Genomic DNA, 15933 nt, shown 5'->3' on the forward strand with positions numbered 1-15933 from the left:
CCGCCGGGTGCCTCGAAGTAGGCGGCGAACACGCGCTCGTACCGCTCCAGGTCGTCGTGACCGCCGCACAGCGTCGCCCGCCCCGCCCAGTACACGTCGGTCCGCATCCCCGGCCGCAGCACGTCCACGGCGCGCAGGAACGCGTACAGCCGCTCGGTACTGGCCTCGACCCCCGCCGCCCGCAGGGCCCGCACGAACCCGAGCAGCACGGCGTCCGCCCCGAGCGGCCCACGCCCGGGGCCGGCCGGCACGGGACCCGGAGCGGGCGGGCCCTGGCCCGGGGTGGGTGGCCCCTGCCCCGGAGTGGGTGGCGCCGGGTCCGGGCAGGGCGGGATGCCCGAGGCCGGAGGCCCGGTGTCCGATGCGGAAGGGACGCGGCGGGGGGAGGGTGGTGTGGGGCCCGAGGCGGGCGGGCCGGCTGGGGCGGGCGAGATGTCAGAGGCCGACGGCGTGTCTTCCGGGGCCGGCGGGACCCCCAGGGAGGGTGGTGCGGTGTCCGGCGCGGGAGGGACGCGGCGCGGGGTGGGCGCCGCGGGGTCCGATGCGGGCGGGGTGCCCAGTGCGGGCGCCGTGGGGGCCGGTGCCGGTGGGACCTCCGGTACGGGCGGAGCGGGGTCCGGCGCCGGCGGGACCCCCAGGGCGCGGGGTGCGGTGTCCGGCAGGGGAGGGACGCGGCGCGGGGTGGGCGCCGCGGGGTCCGATGCGGGCGGGGTGTCCGGTGCGGGCGCCGTGGGGGCCGGTGCCGGTGGGACATCCGGTGCGGGCGGCGAGAGGTCCGGGGCCGGCGGGACCCCCAGGGAGGGTGGTGCGCTGTCCGGCGCGGGAGGGACGCGGCGCGGGGTGGGCGCCGTGGGGGCCGGTGCCGTCGGGACCTCCGGTACGGGCGGAGCGGGGTCCGGTGCCGGCGGGATGCCCGGTGCGGGCGTTGCGAGGTCCGGGGCCGGCGAGATGCCGCGAGGGGGCGTTACGGAGTCCGGTGTCGGCGGGATGCCCGGGGTGGGCGCGGGGGCGGGCATCGGTGTCACGCTCCCCGGGCCGCCAGGACCGCCGTGAGGTCGAGCCCCCGGGCCCGGTCCACGTCCTCCCGGTACTTCAGCACCGATCCCAGCGTCGTCACGGCCAGTTCCGCGTCCACCTCGCCGGCCCCCAGCGCGTCCAGGGCCTCGGCCCAGTCGATCGTCTCGGCCACACCCGGCGGCTTGAGCAGGTCGGCGCCGCGCAGCGCCTGCACCAGCGCGGTGACCTGCTCGGCCAGCCGTGCCGACACCCGGGGGAGCCGGCGCCGGACGATGGCCAGTTCGCGGCCGAACGACGGGTGGTCGAACCAGTGGTACAGACACCGCCGCTTCAGCGCGTCGTGCACCTCCCGGGTCCGGTTGGAGGTCAGCACGACCACCGGCGGCTCCTCCGCGCGCAGCGTGCCCAGCTCCGGAATGGTCACCGCGTACTCGGAGAGCAGCTCCAGCAGGAACGCCTCGAACTCGTCGTCGGCCCGGTCGATCTCGTCGACCAGCAGCACCGACGGCTGCGTCTGCAGGGCACGCAGCAGCGGCCGGGCGACGAGGAACCGCCGGTCGTACAGCTCGCTCTCCAGCCGGTCGGCGTCCTTCACCCCGGCCGCCTCCGCGGCCCGCAGGTGCAGCAACTGGCGCGGGAAGTCCCAGTCGTACAGGGCCTGGGAGGCGTCGATGCCCTCGTGGCACTGCAGCCGGATCAGCGGCGCGCCGAGCGCCTCGGCGAGGGCGCCGGCGAGCGCGGTCTTGCCGACGCCCGCGTCGCCCTCGCAGAACAGCGGCCGGTGCAGTCGCAGCGCCAGGAAGCAGGTGACGGCCAGCCCCTCGTCGACGAGATACCCCGTCTCCTCCAGGCGGGCCCGCACCTGGTCCGGGCCGTCCATCCGGGTGATCGGCGCTCACCCCCATCCCGTGGCGGCCAGCACCGCCCGCCGGGTCAGCACGCGCGCGAGGTGCTGCCGGTACTCGGGCGACGCCGACAGGTCCTGCGAGGGCCGGGCGCCCTCGGCCGCCGCCTCGGCGGCCCGGGCGACGGCGTCCGCGCCGTCCGCGCCGGCCAGCGCCTCCTCGGCCGCCGTGGCCCGCAGCGGGGTGGCGCCCATGTTGGTCAGGCCGACGCGCGCCTCGGCGATCCGCCCGTCGTCGCGCCGCACCAGCGCCGCGACACCGACGATGGCCCAGGACTGGGCGACCGGATGGAACTTCTCGTAGTGGAAGCCCCAGCCGTCCCGCTTCGGGACCCGGACCTCCACCAGCAGCTCGTCGGGTGCCAGCGCCGACTGCAGGTAGTCGAGGAAGAACTCGCGCGCCGGGACCGTACGCCGTCCGCCGGGACCGGCCACGACCAGTTCGGCGTCCAGCGCCAGCGCGACGGCGGGCAGGTCACCGGCGGGGTCGGCGTGCGCGAGGGAACCGCCGAGGGTGCCCCGGTGCCGTACGGCCGGATCGGCCACCGTGGCCGTCGCCTCGGCCAGCAGACCCGCGTACCGGCGCACCAGCGGGTCGTGCACCACCTCGTGGTGCGTGGTCATCGCGCCGACGACGAGCGTGTCGCCGTCCTCGCGGACCCCGCGCAGCTCCGGGACCCGGCCGACGTCGACGACGAGTTCGGGGAAGGCCAGCCGCAGCCGCAGCAGCGGCAGCAGGCTCTGCCCGCCCGCCAGCACCTTGCCCTCCTCGCCGGCGTCGGCGAGCGCGCGTACCGCCTCGTCCACGCTGGACGGACGGGCGTAGTCGAATGCGGGGGGAATCATGCCGAAGTCTCCGTCCCCGGCTGAGCCGGCTGACCGGGCTCGCCGTACTGACCGACATCGCCGGACTGCGCCGCCTGCCCCGACTGCCCGGACTGGGCGGGACCCGTCCCGCCGACCTCCTCGCCGGCGCCGGTGCGTGCCGCCCGGATCGCCTGCCACACCCGGTGCGGCGAACACGGCATCCGCACGTCCTCCACCCCCAGCGGGCGCAGCGCGTCCACCACGGCGTTCACGACGGCCGGCGTCGAGGCGATCGTCCCCGCCTCGCCGACGCCCTTGACGCCCATGGCGTTGTCGACGGCCGGGGTCTCCGTGCGGTCGGTGACGAAGTCCGGCAGGTCCGCCGCCGACGGCACCAGGTAGTCGGCCATGGTGCCGGAAACCAGGTTGCCCTCGTCGTCGTAGACGGCCTCCTCGAACAGCGCCTGGGCGATGCCCTGGGCGAGCCCGCCGTGCACCTGGCCCTCGACGATCATCGGGTTGACGACCGTGCCGACGTCGTCCACGCAGACGTAACGGCGGATCGTCGTCTTCCCCGTCTCCGTGTCGACCTCGACCGCGCACAGGTGGGTGCCGTGCGGGTAGGAGAAGTTCTCCGGGTCGAGCACCGTCTCGGCGTTGATGGACGGTTCGACGCCGTCGGGCAGGTCGTGGCTGGTGAACGTCTCGAAGGCGATCTCCTGGATGCTCTTGCGGGCCTCCGGGGAGCCCTTGACGGAGAAGACGCCGTCGCTGAACTCCAGGTCCTGCTCGCTCGCCTCCAGCAGGTGCGCGGCGACCCTCCGGGCCTTCTCCACCACCTGCACCGCCGCCCGGTGGACGGCCTCGCCGCCGACGGCCAGCGACCGGGAGCCGTAGGTGTCCATGCCCTGCGGGGACGCCTTGGTGTCGCCGTGCACCACCTCGATGTCCTCGAAGGGCACGCCGAGCACGTCGGCGGCGATCTGGCTCCAGCAGGTCTCGTGGCTCTGCCCGTGCGGGCTGGTGCCGGTGACCACCTCGACCTTGCCGGTGGGCAGCATGCGGATGCTCGCCGCCTCCCAGCCGCCGGCCCCGTACCGCAGGTCGCGCAGCACCCGGCTCGGCGCGAGCCCGCACATCTCCGTGAAGGTCGACACGCCGATGCCCAGGCGCACGGTGTCGCCGCGTTCGTTGCGCTCGCGCTGTTCGGTCCGCAGCTCGTCGTAGCGGAACAGGGCGAGCGCCTTCTCGGTGGCCGCCTCGTAGTTGCCGCTGTCGTAGGTGAGCCCGGCGATCGTGGTGTACGGGAACTCCTCGTGCCGGATCCAGTTCCGGCGCCGCACCTCGATCGGGTCCAGGCCGAGTTCGTGGGCGAGTTCGTCCATGGTCCGCTCGATGGCGAACGTCGCCTCGGGGCGCCCGGCGCCGCGGTAGGCGTCGGTGGGCGTGCGGGTGGTGAAGACGCCGGTGCAGGTGAACCGGTAGGCGTCCATCTTGTAGATCGCCGGGTACATGAAGGCGCCGAGGATCGGGATGCCCGGGGTGACGAGCATCAGGTACGCGCCCATGTCGGCGAGCAGGTCCACCTTCAGCCCGAGCAGCCTGCCCTCGCGGGTGGCGGCGACCTCGACGTCCTGGATCATGCCGCGGCCGTGGTGGGTGGCGAGGTAGCCCTCGGAGCGGGACTCGGTCCACTTCACCGGGCGGCCGAGTCGGCGGGCCACCGCGAGGGCGAGGGCCTCCTCGCCGTACACCTGGAGCTTGGAGCCGAAGCCGCCGCCCACGTCCGGGGCGATCACCCGCAGCTTGTGCTCGGGGACGCCGGTGACGGTGGCCAGCATGATCCGCAGGATGTGCGGGATCTGGGTCGCCGAGTACACCGTGTACTCGCCGGAGGCGGCGATCGGGGTGACGACCACCGCACGCGGTTCCATGGCGTTGGGGATCAGCCGTTGCTGGTGGTAGCGGCGCTTGAGCACCACCTCGGCGCGTTCCCGTACGCTCTCGAAGCTCTCGCCGGTGGCGAGCGGCCAGGTGTAGCAGCGGTTGGTGCCCTTGTCGGAGTGGACCAGCGGGGCGTCGTCGGCGAGCGCGGCCTCCAGGTCGAGGACCGGGGGCAGCGGGTCGTAGTCGACCTCGACGGCCTCCAGGGCGTCGGCCGCCGCGTACCGGTCCCGGGCCACCACGACGGCCACCGGGTCCCCGGCGTGGCGCACCTCGTCCACGGCGATCGGCGGGTGGTCGGGGAGCACGATGTCCTCGGTCACGGGCCAGGCGCAGGGCAGTGAGCCCAGCCCGTCGGCGAGGTCGGCGCCGCTGAACGCGGCGACGACACCGGGGCGTTCGCGGGCGGGGGAGACGTCGATACGGGTGATCCGCGCGTGCGCCATCGGGCTGCGCAGGACGGCCAAGTGCAGCAGTCCGGCCACCTGGATGTTGTCGGTCCAGTTGGTCTGGCCGGTGATCAGCCGGGCGTCCTCCTTGCGCAGCCGGGAGCGGCCGACCTCGTGTTCCACTGCCTGATCGGTCATGCCGTGGCCTCCTCGGTGACCTGCTGCCCGGCGCCCACGTCCCCTTCGGCGGCGGCGAGCACCGCGCGGACGATGTTCTGATAGCCGGTGCACCGGCAGAGGTTGCCCTCCAGGGCCTGCCGGACCTCCTCGGAGGAAGGGTGCGGGTTCTCACGCAGGAGATCCCGGGCCGCCATGATCATTCCGGGGGTGCAGTAGCCGCACTGCAGTCCGTGCCGCTCGTGGAAGGCGCGCTGCAGCGCCGTCCACTCGCCGTCCCGCGCCAGCCCCTGGATCGTCGTCACCTCGCCGCCGTCCGCCTGCACGGCCAGCACCGAGCAGCTCTTGACGGTCGCCCCGTCCAGGTCGACCGTGCACGCCCCGCAGTTCGAGGTGTCGCAGCCGATCGGGGTGCCGGTCAGGCCGAGACGGTCGCGCAGGTAGTGGGCCAGGAGGAGACGGGGTTCCACGTCGTCCTCGTACGTCGTGCCGTCCACGTTCACCGTGATGTGGGTCATGCGCCCTCCAGACCGTGCGGGCAGGAGTGAGGAGATCAGCCGGTCCGGCGTGATGTAGGTCACTCTATGACCGCCCCCGGGAGGCGGCGAGCGCTGCGGCCCCGGATCCGTTGAGCATTAATCCATTGCCGCCGGGGGAGCGGCCCTGCTGCACTGCTCGGGACCCGACGTCACACAGAAGAGGCCCTCAGATGCGCGCTGCGTGCATGTCCACCCAGGAAGGAACCCACCCCATGCCGAAGGACATCACGCTCAGTGCATCTGCTCAATCTCGGAATTCTCGCGCATGTCGACGCCGGTAAGACCAGCCTGACGGAACGGCTGCTGCACACGGCCGGAGTCATCGACGAGATCGGCAGCGTCGACGCCGGCAGCACCACCACCGACACCCTCGCGCTGGAGCGGCAGCGCGGCATCACCATCAAGTCGGCCGTGGTCTCGTTCCCGCTCGACGGCGTCACCGTCAACCTCATCGACACCCCCGGCCACCCCGACTTCATCGCCGAGGTGGAGCGGGTGCTCGGCGTGCTCGACGGCGCCGTGCTGGTCGTCTCGGCCGTGGAGGGCGTCCAGGCCCAGACGCGGATCCTGATGCGGACCCTGCGCCGGCTGCGCATCCCCACCCTGGTCTTCGTCAACAAGATCGACCGGCGCGGCGCCCGGGACACGGCCGTGCTCCACCAGATGGCGCGCAGGCTGGCGGTACCGCTGGTCCCGATGGGCACGGCCGTCGCGCCCGGCACCCGCGCCGCCCGCTTCGTGCCCGGCCTCGGCCCGGCCGCGCTGGACGCGCTCGCCGACCACGACGACGCCCTCCTCGCCGCCTACCTGGACGGCGGCGTCGGCACGGACCGGCTGCACGCGGCCCTCGCCGCCCAGACCCGGCGGGCCCTGGTCCATCCGGTGTACTTCGGCTCCGCCATGACCGGCGCAGGCGTACCCGAGCTGGTCGCCGGCCTCGAACACCTCCTGCCCCCCGCCACGGGCGACCCGGACGGCCCCCTGTCGGCCACGGTCTTCAAGGTCGAACGGGGCCCGGCGGGCGAGAAGGTGGCCTACGCCCGCGTCTTCACCGGCACGCTGAGGGTCCGGGACCGGATCCCGTTCGGGGACGGCCGGGCGGAGGGTGGCGCCGAGGGTGGCGCGGAGGGCGGCGGGCAGGGGGGTGCGGAGGGCGACTGGGCGGCCGACGGTCGCACGGAGGGCCGGGCGGAGGTCGGTGCGCAGGGTGGCTGGGCGGCCGATGGTCGTGCGGGCGGCTGGGCGGCCCGCGGTCCCGCGGGCGACCGGGGCGCCCACAGCCGGCCGGAGGGCCGGGTCCGCGACCCGAGGCCGCAGGGTTCCGGCCGTGACCGCCGGCCGGCGGATCCCGGCCGTGACCGCCGGCCGGACCGCGGGCGTGGATCCCGGGCCCGGCCCGAGGCGCGGGTCACCGCGCTCAGTGTGTTCGAGCGGGGCGCGGACGTGCGCCGGGAGCGTGCCGGCGCCGGGCTGATCGTCAAGGTGTGGGGGCTCGGTGACATCCGCATCGGCGACGCGCTCGGTCTGCCCGGGCGGGCGTACGAGCACCACTTCGCGCCGCCCACCCTGGAGACCGTCGTCGTCCCCGGTCCCGGCACCGACCGGCGGTCCCTGCACCTCGCGCTCACCCAGCTCGCCGAACAGGACCCGCTCATCGGCGTCCGCCACGACGAAGCGCGCGGCGAGACCTCCGTCTCCCTCTACGGCGAGGTGCAGAAGGAGGTCGTCCAGGCGACCCTGGCCGACGAGTACGGCCTCGCCGTCACCTTCCGCGAGACGACGACCCTGTGCATCGAGCGGCCGTTCGGCACCGGTCACGCCGTGGAGTTCAACAAGAAGGACCCGAACCCCTTCCTCGCCACGGTCGGCCTGCGCGTCGACCCCGCACCGCCCGGATCCGGCGTGGCGTTCCGGCTGGAGGTGGAGCTGGGCTCCATGCCGTACGCCTTCTTCAAGGCCGTCGAGGACACCGTCCACGACACGCTGGCCCAGGGATTGCACGGCTGGCAGGTCACCGACTGCACGGTCACCATGACGCACTCCGGCTACTCGCCCCGGCAGAGCCATGCCCACCAGGGCTTCGACAAGAGCATGTCCAGCACCGGCTACGACTTCCGCGGTCTGACCCCGCTCGTCCTCGTCGAGGCGCTGCGCGGCGCCGGCACCCTGGTGCACGAGCCGATGCACCGCTTCCGGCTCCAGGCGCCCGCGGACACACTCGGCGCGCTGCTGCCGGTGCTGGCCCGGCTGGGCGCCGTCCCGGAGACCACGGGCACCCGCGACACCCACGGCACGCTGGAGGGCACGGTTCCCGCCGCCCGCGTCCACGAGCTGGAGCAGCGGCTGCCGGGGCTGACCCGGGGCGAGGGCGAACTGGAGACGGCCTTCGACCACTACGCGCCGGTCACCCGCGGCCCGGTCCCGGCCCGGCGGCGCACCGACCACAACCCGCTGAACAGGAAGGAGTACCTGCTGAACGTGATGCGCCGGGTGGGGGAGCGCACCACGTGAACTGACCGACAGTCAACTTACTCATGGGTCAGAAGGTATTGACGCCGCCGGGGCGCCGCCGGACTGTGGTGGACATGACGACTATGCGGGTGCGTCTGCCGGCTGTCCTGGCCCTCCTGTGCGGATGTCTGGCGGTGACGGGCGGACCTCCCGTCACCGCCACGCCCTTCACCGCCACGGCCGCCACCACCGCCGCCCCCGTCCCCACCGCTTCCCCTGCCGACTCCCTGTGGTTCGACGGCGCCCCGCTGACCGTGCGGGGCGGTCGGCTCACCGACGGCCAGGGCCGCGAGATCGTGCTGCGCGGCTACAACGTCTCCGGCGAGACCAAACTGGAGGAGAACGGCGGCCTGCCCTTCGCCTCCGTGGCCGACGCCGAGAAGGCCGCGACCGCCCTGCGCGCCCTCGGCGGCGGCAACGCGGTCCGCTTCCTGCTCTCCTGGGCACACGTCGAACCGGTGCGCGGCCGGGCCGACACCGCCTACCTGGCCGCCGTCACCGCACAGCTGCGGGTCTTCCTCGACGCGGGCATCCGCGTCTACCCCGACTTCCACCAGGACCTGTACTCCCGCCACCTGTTCACCACGGGCAGCTGGTACACCGGCGACGGCGCCCCCGAGTGGGCCGTCGACGCCGGGAGTTACCCCGCCGAGTCCTGTGGCATCTGCTTCTTCTGGGGCCAGAACATCACCCAGAACGCCGCCGTGCGGCAGGCGCAGTACGACTTCTGGCACGACGAGCACGGCCTTCAGGACGCCTTCCTCGCCACCGCCCAGGCGACCATGGCCTACCTGCGAGAGCATCTGTCCGCACCGGAGTTCGCGGGCATCGCCGGTTTCGACCCGTACAACGAGCCGTACGCGGGCGACTACGACTCGGGGCAGAACTCCCGCACCTGGGAACGCGACCTGCTCTGGCCGTTCTACGTGAAGTTCCGCGCACGCATGGACGCGGCCGGCTGGCAGGACAAGCCCGCCTTCGTGGAGCCCAACCTCTTCTGGAACGCGAACATCTCCACCCAGAAGCAGGAGGGCGGCCTGCTCGACGCGGGCACGCTGGGCCCGCGCTACGTCCTCAACACCCACTTCTACGACCAGAAGGCCATCTCCGGCATCCTGATGTGGGGCAAGGCGGCCGACGGCCGGTACGCCACCGACTTCGGCGCCGTACGGGACCGCGCCGCGGCGGCCGGCACCGCGGCCGTGGTCAGCGAGTTCGGGCACCCCCTGTCCGGCACCGTGTCCGACAAGGCGCCGACCGTCCTGAAGGCCATGTACCAGGCCCTCGACTCCCGTCTGCCCGGCGCCCGCTGGTGGTCGGACCCCGCCGCCTCCGGGCCGGTGCTGTCCGGCACCCAGTGGCAGTGGGACCTCTACAACGGCCGGCACCACGAGCCGATGAACGGCAACCCCGGCAAGGTGCGCACCTCGGGCGACGCCTGGAACGACGAGGACCTCTCCGCCGTGCGGCTGGACGACTCCGGGCACGTGACCCTGCGCCAGGACGCCCGCCTGCTGGACCGCCTCTACCCGAGCGCCACGGCCGGCACGGCCCTCGCCTTCACCTACGAGGACCGCTCGCGCGACGGCTCCGACACCCTCACCTGGAACCCGGTTCCCGGCTCCCTGCCGAGCGTGGCCCGGCTGGTCGGCGCCGGTCGGTACGGACTGCTGGTGTGGCGCTCCGGCAGCGGCACCGCGCCCACCGAACTGCACCTGCCGGCATCCTTCCCCACCGGGTCCACCACGGTCGTCTCCGACCTGGGCACCGTGTACGCCCCGCCCCCGTACACCGCCGCCACCCCGGTCGCGGTGGCCCCGGAGCCGGGCGGCACGGGCAGCCGTCGGCTGCTGCTCGGCGACACCGACTCCGGCGTCCTGCACTACGCGCTGGTGACCGACGGCGCGACGGCGCCCCCGGCGGACCTGCTGAACGCGGCGCGCTCCGAGCTGGCCGCCTGGGCGGCGGCGCACTTCTGAAACGCGCGGCCGTACGGCCTCCGGGCGAGTGGGGCGTCCCGGAAGCCGTACGGGCTCAAGCCCCCGCTCGACCCCCCGCGTCCGACTCGGCGCTCAGCCCCCGCTCGGACCCGTCCAGCCGGCCGGCACATGCCCGAGCCGGACGCGCTGCGGATGGTCGCCGACCGGCACCGACAGCACCTTCTGCCCGGTGGCGAAGTCGATGGCCGTGATCCGGTCGGCGCCGGCCTCGGAGATGACGCAGTCCTTGCCGTCGCCGCTGACGGTCGCCCAGTACGGCGTCGACGCCGGGACGAGCGGGCCCACGTCGAAGGAGGCCCGGTCCACGACGGTCGCGTAGCCGTCCATCGTCCCGGCCACGCACAGCTTGGTGCCCTCGGGGTTCATGGAGATGCCGTGATGGCGGGAGTCCAGCAGCCAGGTGGTGCGGTCCGGGTTCGTCGCCGGGTTCTCCGGCAGCGTCTTCACCCGGGTGATCCGGTCCGTGGCCACGTCGTACTCGAGGAATCCGTTGAAGAACGACACCTGGAAGTACAGCTTGGACCAGTCGGGCGTGAAGGCCGCGGGCCGGACCGCGTCGGAGAAGTCCTTCAGCCCGGCCGCGTCCAGCCGCTGCCGCATGTCGATGGTCCTGACCTGTTTGAACGTGGTCGCGTCGACGATCGTGAGGTGGCGGTCGCCCTTGGTCCAGTCCCACCCCGGAGCGTCGAGGGAGGTGGTCACCTCGCCGATCGACATGTTCCAGATGTACTTCCCGCCGTCGGTGAAGAAGTTCTCGTGCGGCTTGTCGCCGGTGCCGAACTCGCCGAGCTCCTTCCCCGTGCCGATGTCGAGGACCTGCACCTTGTTCGCGGTGGAGGCCGAGACGGCCACGCGCGTGCCGTCGGGGGAGACGGCCATGTGGTCGGCGCGGTAACCGGCCACGGGGAAACGCCAGTTGATCTTGCCGGTCGCGAGGTCGATGGAGACCACGTCGGCGAAGCTCGGGCGCGAGACGACCACGGACTTTCCGTCCGGCGTGGAGTACATGTCGTCCACGTACTGGTCGTGTCCCTCGCCGACCTCGTTGCGGATGGACGTGTAGTAGATCCACTTGACCGGATCGGCGTTGATCTCCGCCAGCCGCTGCTGCTTGTCGGGGACGACATCGATGCGGCCGACCTTCGCGAAGTCACCGGAGGACGCGACGACATCGGCGGTGCCGTCCCAGTTGTCGCCGACGAACAGCACCTCGCGCAGGCCGTCGGGCGCGGCCGGGGCGGCGGAGGCCGCGGTCGCCGGTGCGGCGGCGGTCAGGACGAGGGCGGCGGCCACGGAGCACAGGTGCCTGGTTCTGAAGGCAGGCATGACTGCTCTCTTTCCTCAAGGAAGTCTGCGGGGGGAATCTGAACACGCGCGCATTCACTGTGTACTTACTGAAAAGTAAGGAGTGGCCGGGCTTCTCGACAAGATGTGTGCACGACAAGATTGAGGTCCGGTGGTACGACGGAGGGGGACGCGTGGCGGGGAGGCTCAGGGCGCCGACGGGCCGCTACGGCGGCCGGTCCGCGCAGGAACGCCAGGCCGAGCGGCGCCGCCGCTTCCTGGACGCCGCGCTGCGGCTGTTCGGCGACGGACCGGGCTACCGGGGCACGACCGTCGCCGCCCTCAGCCAGGCCGCGGGCCTGTCCACCCGGCAGTTCTACGAAGAGTTCCGCACCCTGGAGGACGTGCTCGCCGCCCTCCACCTCCAGGTCAACGACCGGGCCGAGCGGGCGGTGCTGGACGCGCTCGCCTCGGCGCGGGGGCTGCCGCCGGCCGAACGGGTCGCCGTGCTCTTCCACGCCTACGCACGCGACATCACCCTCGACCCGTGCCGCATCCGGATCGCCTTCGTGGAGATCATCGGCGTCAGCGCCCGCCTGGAGGAGCAGCGGCTCGCCCGCCGGGCCCGCTGGATCGACCTCATCCGCGCCGAGGCGGACGCGGCGGTGCTCCGCGGGGAGGCGGCCCCCCGTGACTACCGGCTCCCGGCGGCGGCCTTCATCGGCAGCGTCAACGGCCTGTTGCACGACTGGAGCGCGGGCTGGGTGGACGCCACGCTGGACGAGGTGGTGGACGAACTGGTGCGGCTCCTGCTGGCGATGCTCCGGCCCGAGGACCGGCGTCCCGGGGCCGGCTGACACGCGCCGGTCCCGGGTTCGGCCGACACGTGCCGGTCCCGGGTTCGGCCGACACGCGCCGGGCCCGGGCCGGGGAGGGATCAGGGGCCCGGGTTCGGCGCGCGTGATGGGCCCGGAGCTGGTCTGCTGGGAGGGAAGCCGTCCTACCCGCACCCGGGAGACACCCATGAGTAGCTATCGAGTCGCACAGGTGACCGCCCCGAACGGCACCTTCGAGCTGGTCGAGCGCGAGGTGCCGCAGCCGGGACCCGGCCAGGTCAGGATCGCCGTGGAGGCGTGCGGCATCTGCCACAGCGACGCGCTCTTCGTCAGCGCCGCACTGCCGGGCGTGACGTTCCCGGAGGTGCCCGGGCACGAGATCGCCGGGCGCATCGAGGAGCTGGGCGAGGGTGTGCGGGAGCGCGGGTGGCAGGCCGGCGACCGGGTGGCCGTCGGCTGGTTCGGCGGCAGCTGCGGGCACTGCACGCCCTGCCGTGAGGGCGACTTCATCGTGTGCCAGAACCTGAAGGTGCCGGGCTGGGCCTACGACGGGGGCTTCGGCGAGAAGGTGATCGCACCCGCCGACGCCCTGGCCCGTGTCCCCGACGCGGTGGCGGCCGGTGATGCCGGGCCGATGGCCTGCGCCGGGGTGACCACGTACAACGGGCTGCGGCGCAGCTCCGCCCGGCCGGGCGACCTGGTCGCGGTGCTCGGCCTCGGCGGCCTGGGGCACCTCGGGGTGCAGTACGCGGTGGCGATGGGCTTCGAGACCGTGGGCATCGCCCGGGGCGCGGAGAAGGCCGACTTCGCCAAGCGGCTCGGCGCCCACCACTACATCGACAGCACCTCCGGCACCCCGGTCGCCGAGGCGCTGCAGTCCCTGGGCGGCGCCAAGGCCGTCCTGGCCACCGCCGGGAACTCCGACGCCATCACCGCCACCGTGGACGGCCTCGCCCCCCGCGGCGAACTCGTGGTCATCGGCGCGGACACCGCACCGCTCGGCATCAACCCGGCCCAGCTGCTCATGGCCGGCCGGGTCGTGCGCGGGCACCCGTCCGGCACCTCGCAGGACGTCGAGGACACGATGTCCTTCAGCGCCCTGCACGGCATCCGCCCGATGACCGAGACCGTCCCGCTGGACGACGCGGACGCCGCCTACCAGAAGATGCTCGCCGGAAAGGCCCGCTTCCGGATGGTGCTCACCACCGGCTGACCGGGGTCAGCCCGGCCGCCGCACCGCCTCCGGCACCGGCCGGACCGTCTCGTGCGTCACCGGGGTGACCTCGTGTCCCGGCAGCGCGGGCCGGTCGATTCGGGTCACAGACCGAGCGCGATCGCCGCCGACGCACCTCCCAGTCCGAGAGCGAGGGCGGCCTCGGCCCAGCCGCCCCTGCCCCAGCGGAAGAACCGGTCCAGGGCCAGCCGTCCCGGGCCGAGAGCGGCGACGGCCAGGGCGACCACGCAGATGCCCACGCTGTACTCGACGCCTCCGTCGGTCTCCCACAGGCCGTGGGCGCCGGTCACCGTCACCATCGCATTGATCATCACGCCGATCACGGCGGCAGCCGCCAGCGGAGTGAGCAGCCCGACGGCCAGACCGAGGCCGCCGAGCAATTCGGACCCGCCGCAGATCGCGGCGAACACCTTTCCCGGGTGGTACCCGAGGGCCGCGAATCCTTTTCCGGTCGCCGCCAGACCGTGACCACCGAAAATCCCGAACAGCTTCTGAGCGCCGTGTGCGGCCATCAGCAGTCCGAAGGTGAGTCTGAGAAGCAGAATGCCCGCATCCGCGGCGTACGACGCCGGCACGGCGGTCCGGGGGCTCTGTGCGTCCTCGGAATCGGTGGAACGGTAAAGAATGCGCTGCGTAAGCATGCGTTTGCTCCCATGATTACTGCAAATCGATCAATTCGTTCCTCGACGCTCGTTATGTTGCTGTATACGAAGCTGGCGGGGGCGGGGGATTGGTTCTCGTGCGAACGCATTAGATGCGTGTGCCTGCCCGGCCGCATCAGCCGGGCGTGGCGGCGACGACCAGCAGGCCGGCCGTCGCCAGCAGCGCACACCCCAGCACGCAGCAGGCCAGCAGCCGCTGCCGCAACGTCCGGTAGCGCGCCTCGTACGCCTGCCGCAGTTCCTCGGCGCGCTCGGCCGTACGGCGCCACGAGGAGCGGGTCAGCGCCAGGTACTCGGCCTCGAAGTGCTCCTCGACCTCGGCCTGTTGGCTGTCATTGAGCCAGCCCAGCCGGGACGCGAGCCGGACCGCCGCGTCATGGCCCTCCTGCCGTGCGGCGGCGAGCAGCAGATGACCCTCGATCTCCCGCACGAGGGCCCGTGCCTCCTCCTCGCGCCGCTCCCCGGCCGTCACGGCGCGGTCAACTCCCGCTCCTGCGCCGGTACCTCTGGGTGGTGCAGGTCGAACGCCGGGGATTCACTGCGGATCCGCGGCAGAATGACGAAGTTGTGGCGCGGCGGCGGGCAGGAGGTCGCCCACTCCAGCGAACGGCCGTAGCCCCACGGGTCGTCCACGCCGACCGGCTCGCCGTACCTGGCCGTCTTCCACACGTTGTAGAAGAAGGGGAGCAGGGACGATCCGAGCAGGAAGGAGAAGACCGAGGAGACCGTGTTGAGCGTGGTGAACCCTTCGGCCGCCAGATAGTCGGGGATCCGGCGCGGCATGCCCTCGGCGCCCAGCCAGTGCTGGACCAGGAAGGTCCCGTGGAAGCCGACGAACAGCGTCCAGAACGTGATCTTGCCGAGGCGCTCGTCCAGCATCTTGCCCGTGAACTTCGGCCACCAGAAGTGAAATCCGGCGAACATCGCGAAGACCACCGTACCGAAGACCACGTAATGGAAGTGGGCCACCACGAAGTACGAGTCGGAGATGTGGAAGTCGATCGGCGGCGAGGCGAGCATCACGCCCGTGAGACCGCCGAACACGAAGGTGATCAGGAAGCCGACCGCCCAGAGCATCGGTGTCTCGAAGGAGAGCGAGCCCTTCCACATGGTGCCGATCCAGTTGAAGAACTTCACACCGGTCGGGACGGCGATCAGGAACGTCATGAAGGAGAAGAACGGCAGCAGCACTCCGCCGGTGACGTACATGTGGTGGGCCCACACCGTCACGGACAGGCCGGCGATCGCGATGGTCGCGGCGATCAGGCCCATGTAGCCGAACATCGGCTTGCGGGAGAAGACCGGGATGACCTCGGAGATGATGCCGAAGAACGGCAGGGCGATGATGTACACCTCTGGATGGCCGAAGAACCAGAAGAGGTGCTGCCACAGCAGGGCGCCACCGTTCGCCGCGTCGAAGACATGGGCGCCGAATTTACGGTCCGCCTCCAGGGCGAACAGCGCGGCCGCGAGGACCGGGAAGGCGAGCAGGACCAGCACGGCGGTCAGCAGCACGTTCCACACGAAGATCGGCATGCGGAACATCGTCATGCCCGGGGCGCGCATGCAGATGATCGTGGTGATGAAGTTGACCGCGCCGAGGATGGTGCCGAAGCCGGAGAAGGCCAG

The 15933-nt window shown here is 72.7% G+C and carries 12 protein-coding genes and 1 pseudogene; 4 read left to right on the forward strand and 9 right to left on the reverse strand.

Translation table 11 applies throughout. From position 1 onward, the window contains the following. The 5 genes and pseudogenes from AB0N17_RS14515 to AB0N17_RS14535 all read right to left on the reverse strand — a co-directional run. Positions 1-209: pseudogene (locus tag AB0N17_RS14515) on the reverse strand (hypothetical protein); the annotation flags it as partial. An 812-nt stretch (positions 210-1021) separates the two neighbouring features. Next, positions 1022-1897, reverse strand: a complete 876-nt coding sequence (locus AB0N17_RS14520) for a MoxR family ATPase (RefSeq protein WP_366011627.1) — start codon at positions 1895-1897, stop codon at positions 1022-1024. A gap of 15 nt (positions 1898-1912) precedes the next feature. Then, a complete protein-coding gene (locus AB0N17_RS14525; protein ID WP_366011628.1) occupies positions 1913-2767 on the reverse strand; it encodes a xanthine dehydrogenase family protein subunit M in 855 nt (284 codons plus the stop codon). Then, positions 2764-5259 (reverse strand): xanthine dehydrogenase family protein molybdopterin-binding subunit, encoded by a 2496-nt coding sequence (locus tag AB0N17_RS14530; protein ID WP_366011629.1) that lies wholly within the window; start codon positions 5257-5259, stop codon positions 2764-2766. Before AB0N17_RS14530 ends, AB0N17_RS14525 begins: the two co-directional genes overlap by 4 nt. Continuing rightward, positions 5256-5756 (reverse strand): (2Fe-2S)-binding protein, encoded by a 501-nt coding sequence (locus tag AB0N17_RS14535; protein WP_366011630.1) that lies wholly within the window; start codon positions 5754-5756, stop codon positions 5256-5258. Before AB0N17_RS14535 ends, AB0N17_RS14530 begins: the two co-directional genes overlap by 4 nt. Before the next feature lie 255 nt (positions 5757-6011). On the opposite strand from AB0N17_RS14535, the gene AB0N17_RS14540 reads away from it, so the two are divergent. Both AB0N17_RS14540 and AB0N17_RS14545 read left to right on the forward strand, forming a co-directional pair. Further along, positions 6012-8288, forward strand: coding sequence for a translation factor GTPase family protein (locus AB0N17_RS14540; RefSeq protein ID WP_366011631.1), 2277 nt, complete (start codon positions 6012-6014; stop codon positions 8286-8288). Between the two features lie 74 nt (positions 8289-8362). Then, a complete protein-coding gene (locus AB0N17_RS14545) occupies positions 8363-10267 on the forward strand; it encodes an endoglycosylceramidase (RefSeq protein WP_366011632.1) in 1905 nt (634 codons plus the stop codon). Positions 10268-10360: 93 nt separating this feature from the next. Here AB0N17_RS14545 and AB0N17_RS14550 read toward each other — a convergent pair whose 3' ends face one another. Further along, complete coding sequence (locus tag AB0N17_RS14550; protein WP_366011633.1) at positions 10361-11614, reverse strand: YncE family protein; 1254 nt, start codon at positions 11612-11614, stop codon at positions 10361-10363. A 152-nt stretch (positions 11615-11766) separates the two neighbouring features. Here AB0N17_RS14550 and AB0N17_RS14555 point away from each other — a divergent pair, with 152 nt between their 5' ends. Next, positions 11767-12429 (forward strand): TetR/AcrR family transcriptional regulator, encoded by a 663-nt coding sequence (locus tag AB0N17_RS14555; protein ID WP_366011634.1) that lies wholly within the window; start codon positions 11767-11769, stop codon positions 12427-12429. A gap of 166 nt (positions 12430-12595) precedes the next feature. Beyond that, complete coding sequence (locus AB0N17_RS14560) at positions 12596-13621, forward strand: alcohol dehydrogenase (protein WP_366011635.1); 1026 nt, start codon at positions 12596-12598, stop codon at positions 13619-13621. A 104-nt stretch (positions 13622-13725) separates the two neighbouring features. On the opposite strand, the gene AB0N17_RS14565 is transcribed toward AB0N17_RS14560, so the two are convergent. From AB0N17_RS14565 to AB0N17_RS14575, 3 genes are all read right to left on the reverse strand, one after another. Beyond that, the gene (locus tag AB0N17_RS14565) at positions 13726-14283 is read right to left on the reverse strand and encodes a DoxX family protein (RefSeq protein WP_366011636.1); all 558 of its coding nucleotides are present in this window, start codon (positions 14281-14283) and stop codon (positions 13726-13728) included. 136 nt (positions 14284-14419) lie between these two features. Continuing rightward, a complete protein-coding gene (locus tag AB0N17_RS14570; protein WP_366011637.1) occupies positions 14420-14776 on the reverse strand; it encodes a hypothetical protein in 357 nt (118 codons plus the stop codon). Next, positions 14773-15933, reverse strand: a 1161-nt coding sequence (locus tag AB0N17_RS14575) for a cbb3-type cytochrome c oxidase subunit I (RefSeq protein WP_366011639.1), incomplete at its 5' end; no start/stop codon positions are given. The genes AB0N17_RS14570 and AB0N17_RS14575, both read right to left, overlap by 4 nt.

It is taken from the genome of Streptomyces sp. NPDC051133, from assembly GCF_040682635.1.
Taxonomy (GTDB): Bacteria; Actinomycetota; Actinomycetes; order Streptomycetales; family Streptomycetaceae; genus Streptomyces.

Excerpts from the sequence above, each read along its gene's own strand:
- AB0N17_RS14525 (WP_366011628.1), bottom strand. The coding sequence starts at position 2,767 with ATGATTCCCCCCGCATTCGACTACGCCCGTCCGTCCAGCGTGGACGAG.
- AB0N17_RS14560 (WP_366011635.1), top strand. The coding sequence starts at position 12,596 with ATGAGTAGCTATCGAGTCGCACAGGTGACCGCCCCGAACGGCACCTTC.
- AB0N17_RS14545 (WP_366011632.1), top strand. The coding sequence starts at position 8,363 with ATGACGACTATGCGGGTGCGTCTGCCGGCTGTCCTGGCCCTCCTGTGC.
- AB0N17_RS14530 (WP_366011629.1), bottom strand. The coding sequence starts at position 5,259 with ATGACCGATCAGGCAGTGGAACACGAGGTCGGCCGCTCCCGGCTGCGC.
- AB0N17_RS14520 (WP_366011627.1), bottom strand. The coding sequence starts at position 1,897 with ATGGACGGCCCGGACCAGGTGCGGGCCCGCCTGGAGGAGACGGGGTAT.
- AB0N17_RS14550 (WP_366011633.1), bottom strand. The coding sequence starts at position 11,614 with ATGCCTGCCTTCAGAACCAGGCACCTGTGCTCCGTGGCCGCCGCCCTC.
- AB0N17_RS14535 (WP_366011630.1), bottom strand. The coding sequence starts at position 5,756 with ATGACCCACATCACGGTGAACGTGGACGGCACGACGTACGAGGACGAC.
- AB0N17_RS14565 (WP_366011636.1), bottom strand. The coding sequence starts at position 14,283 with ATGCTTACGCAGCGCATTCTTTACCGTTCCACCGATTCCGAGGACGCA.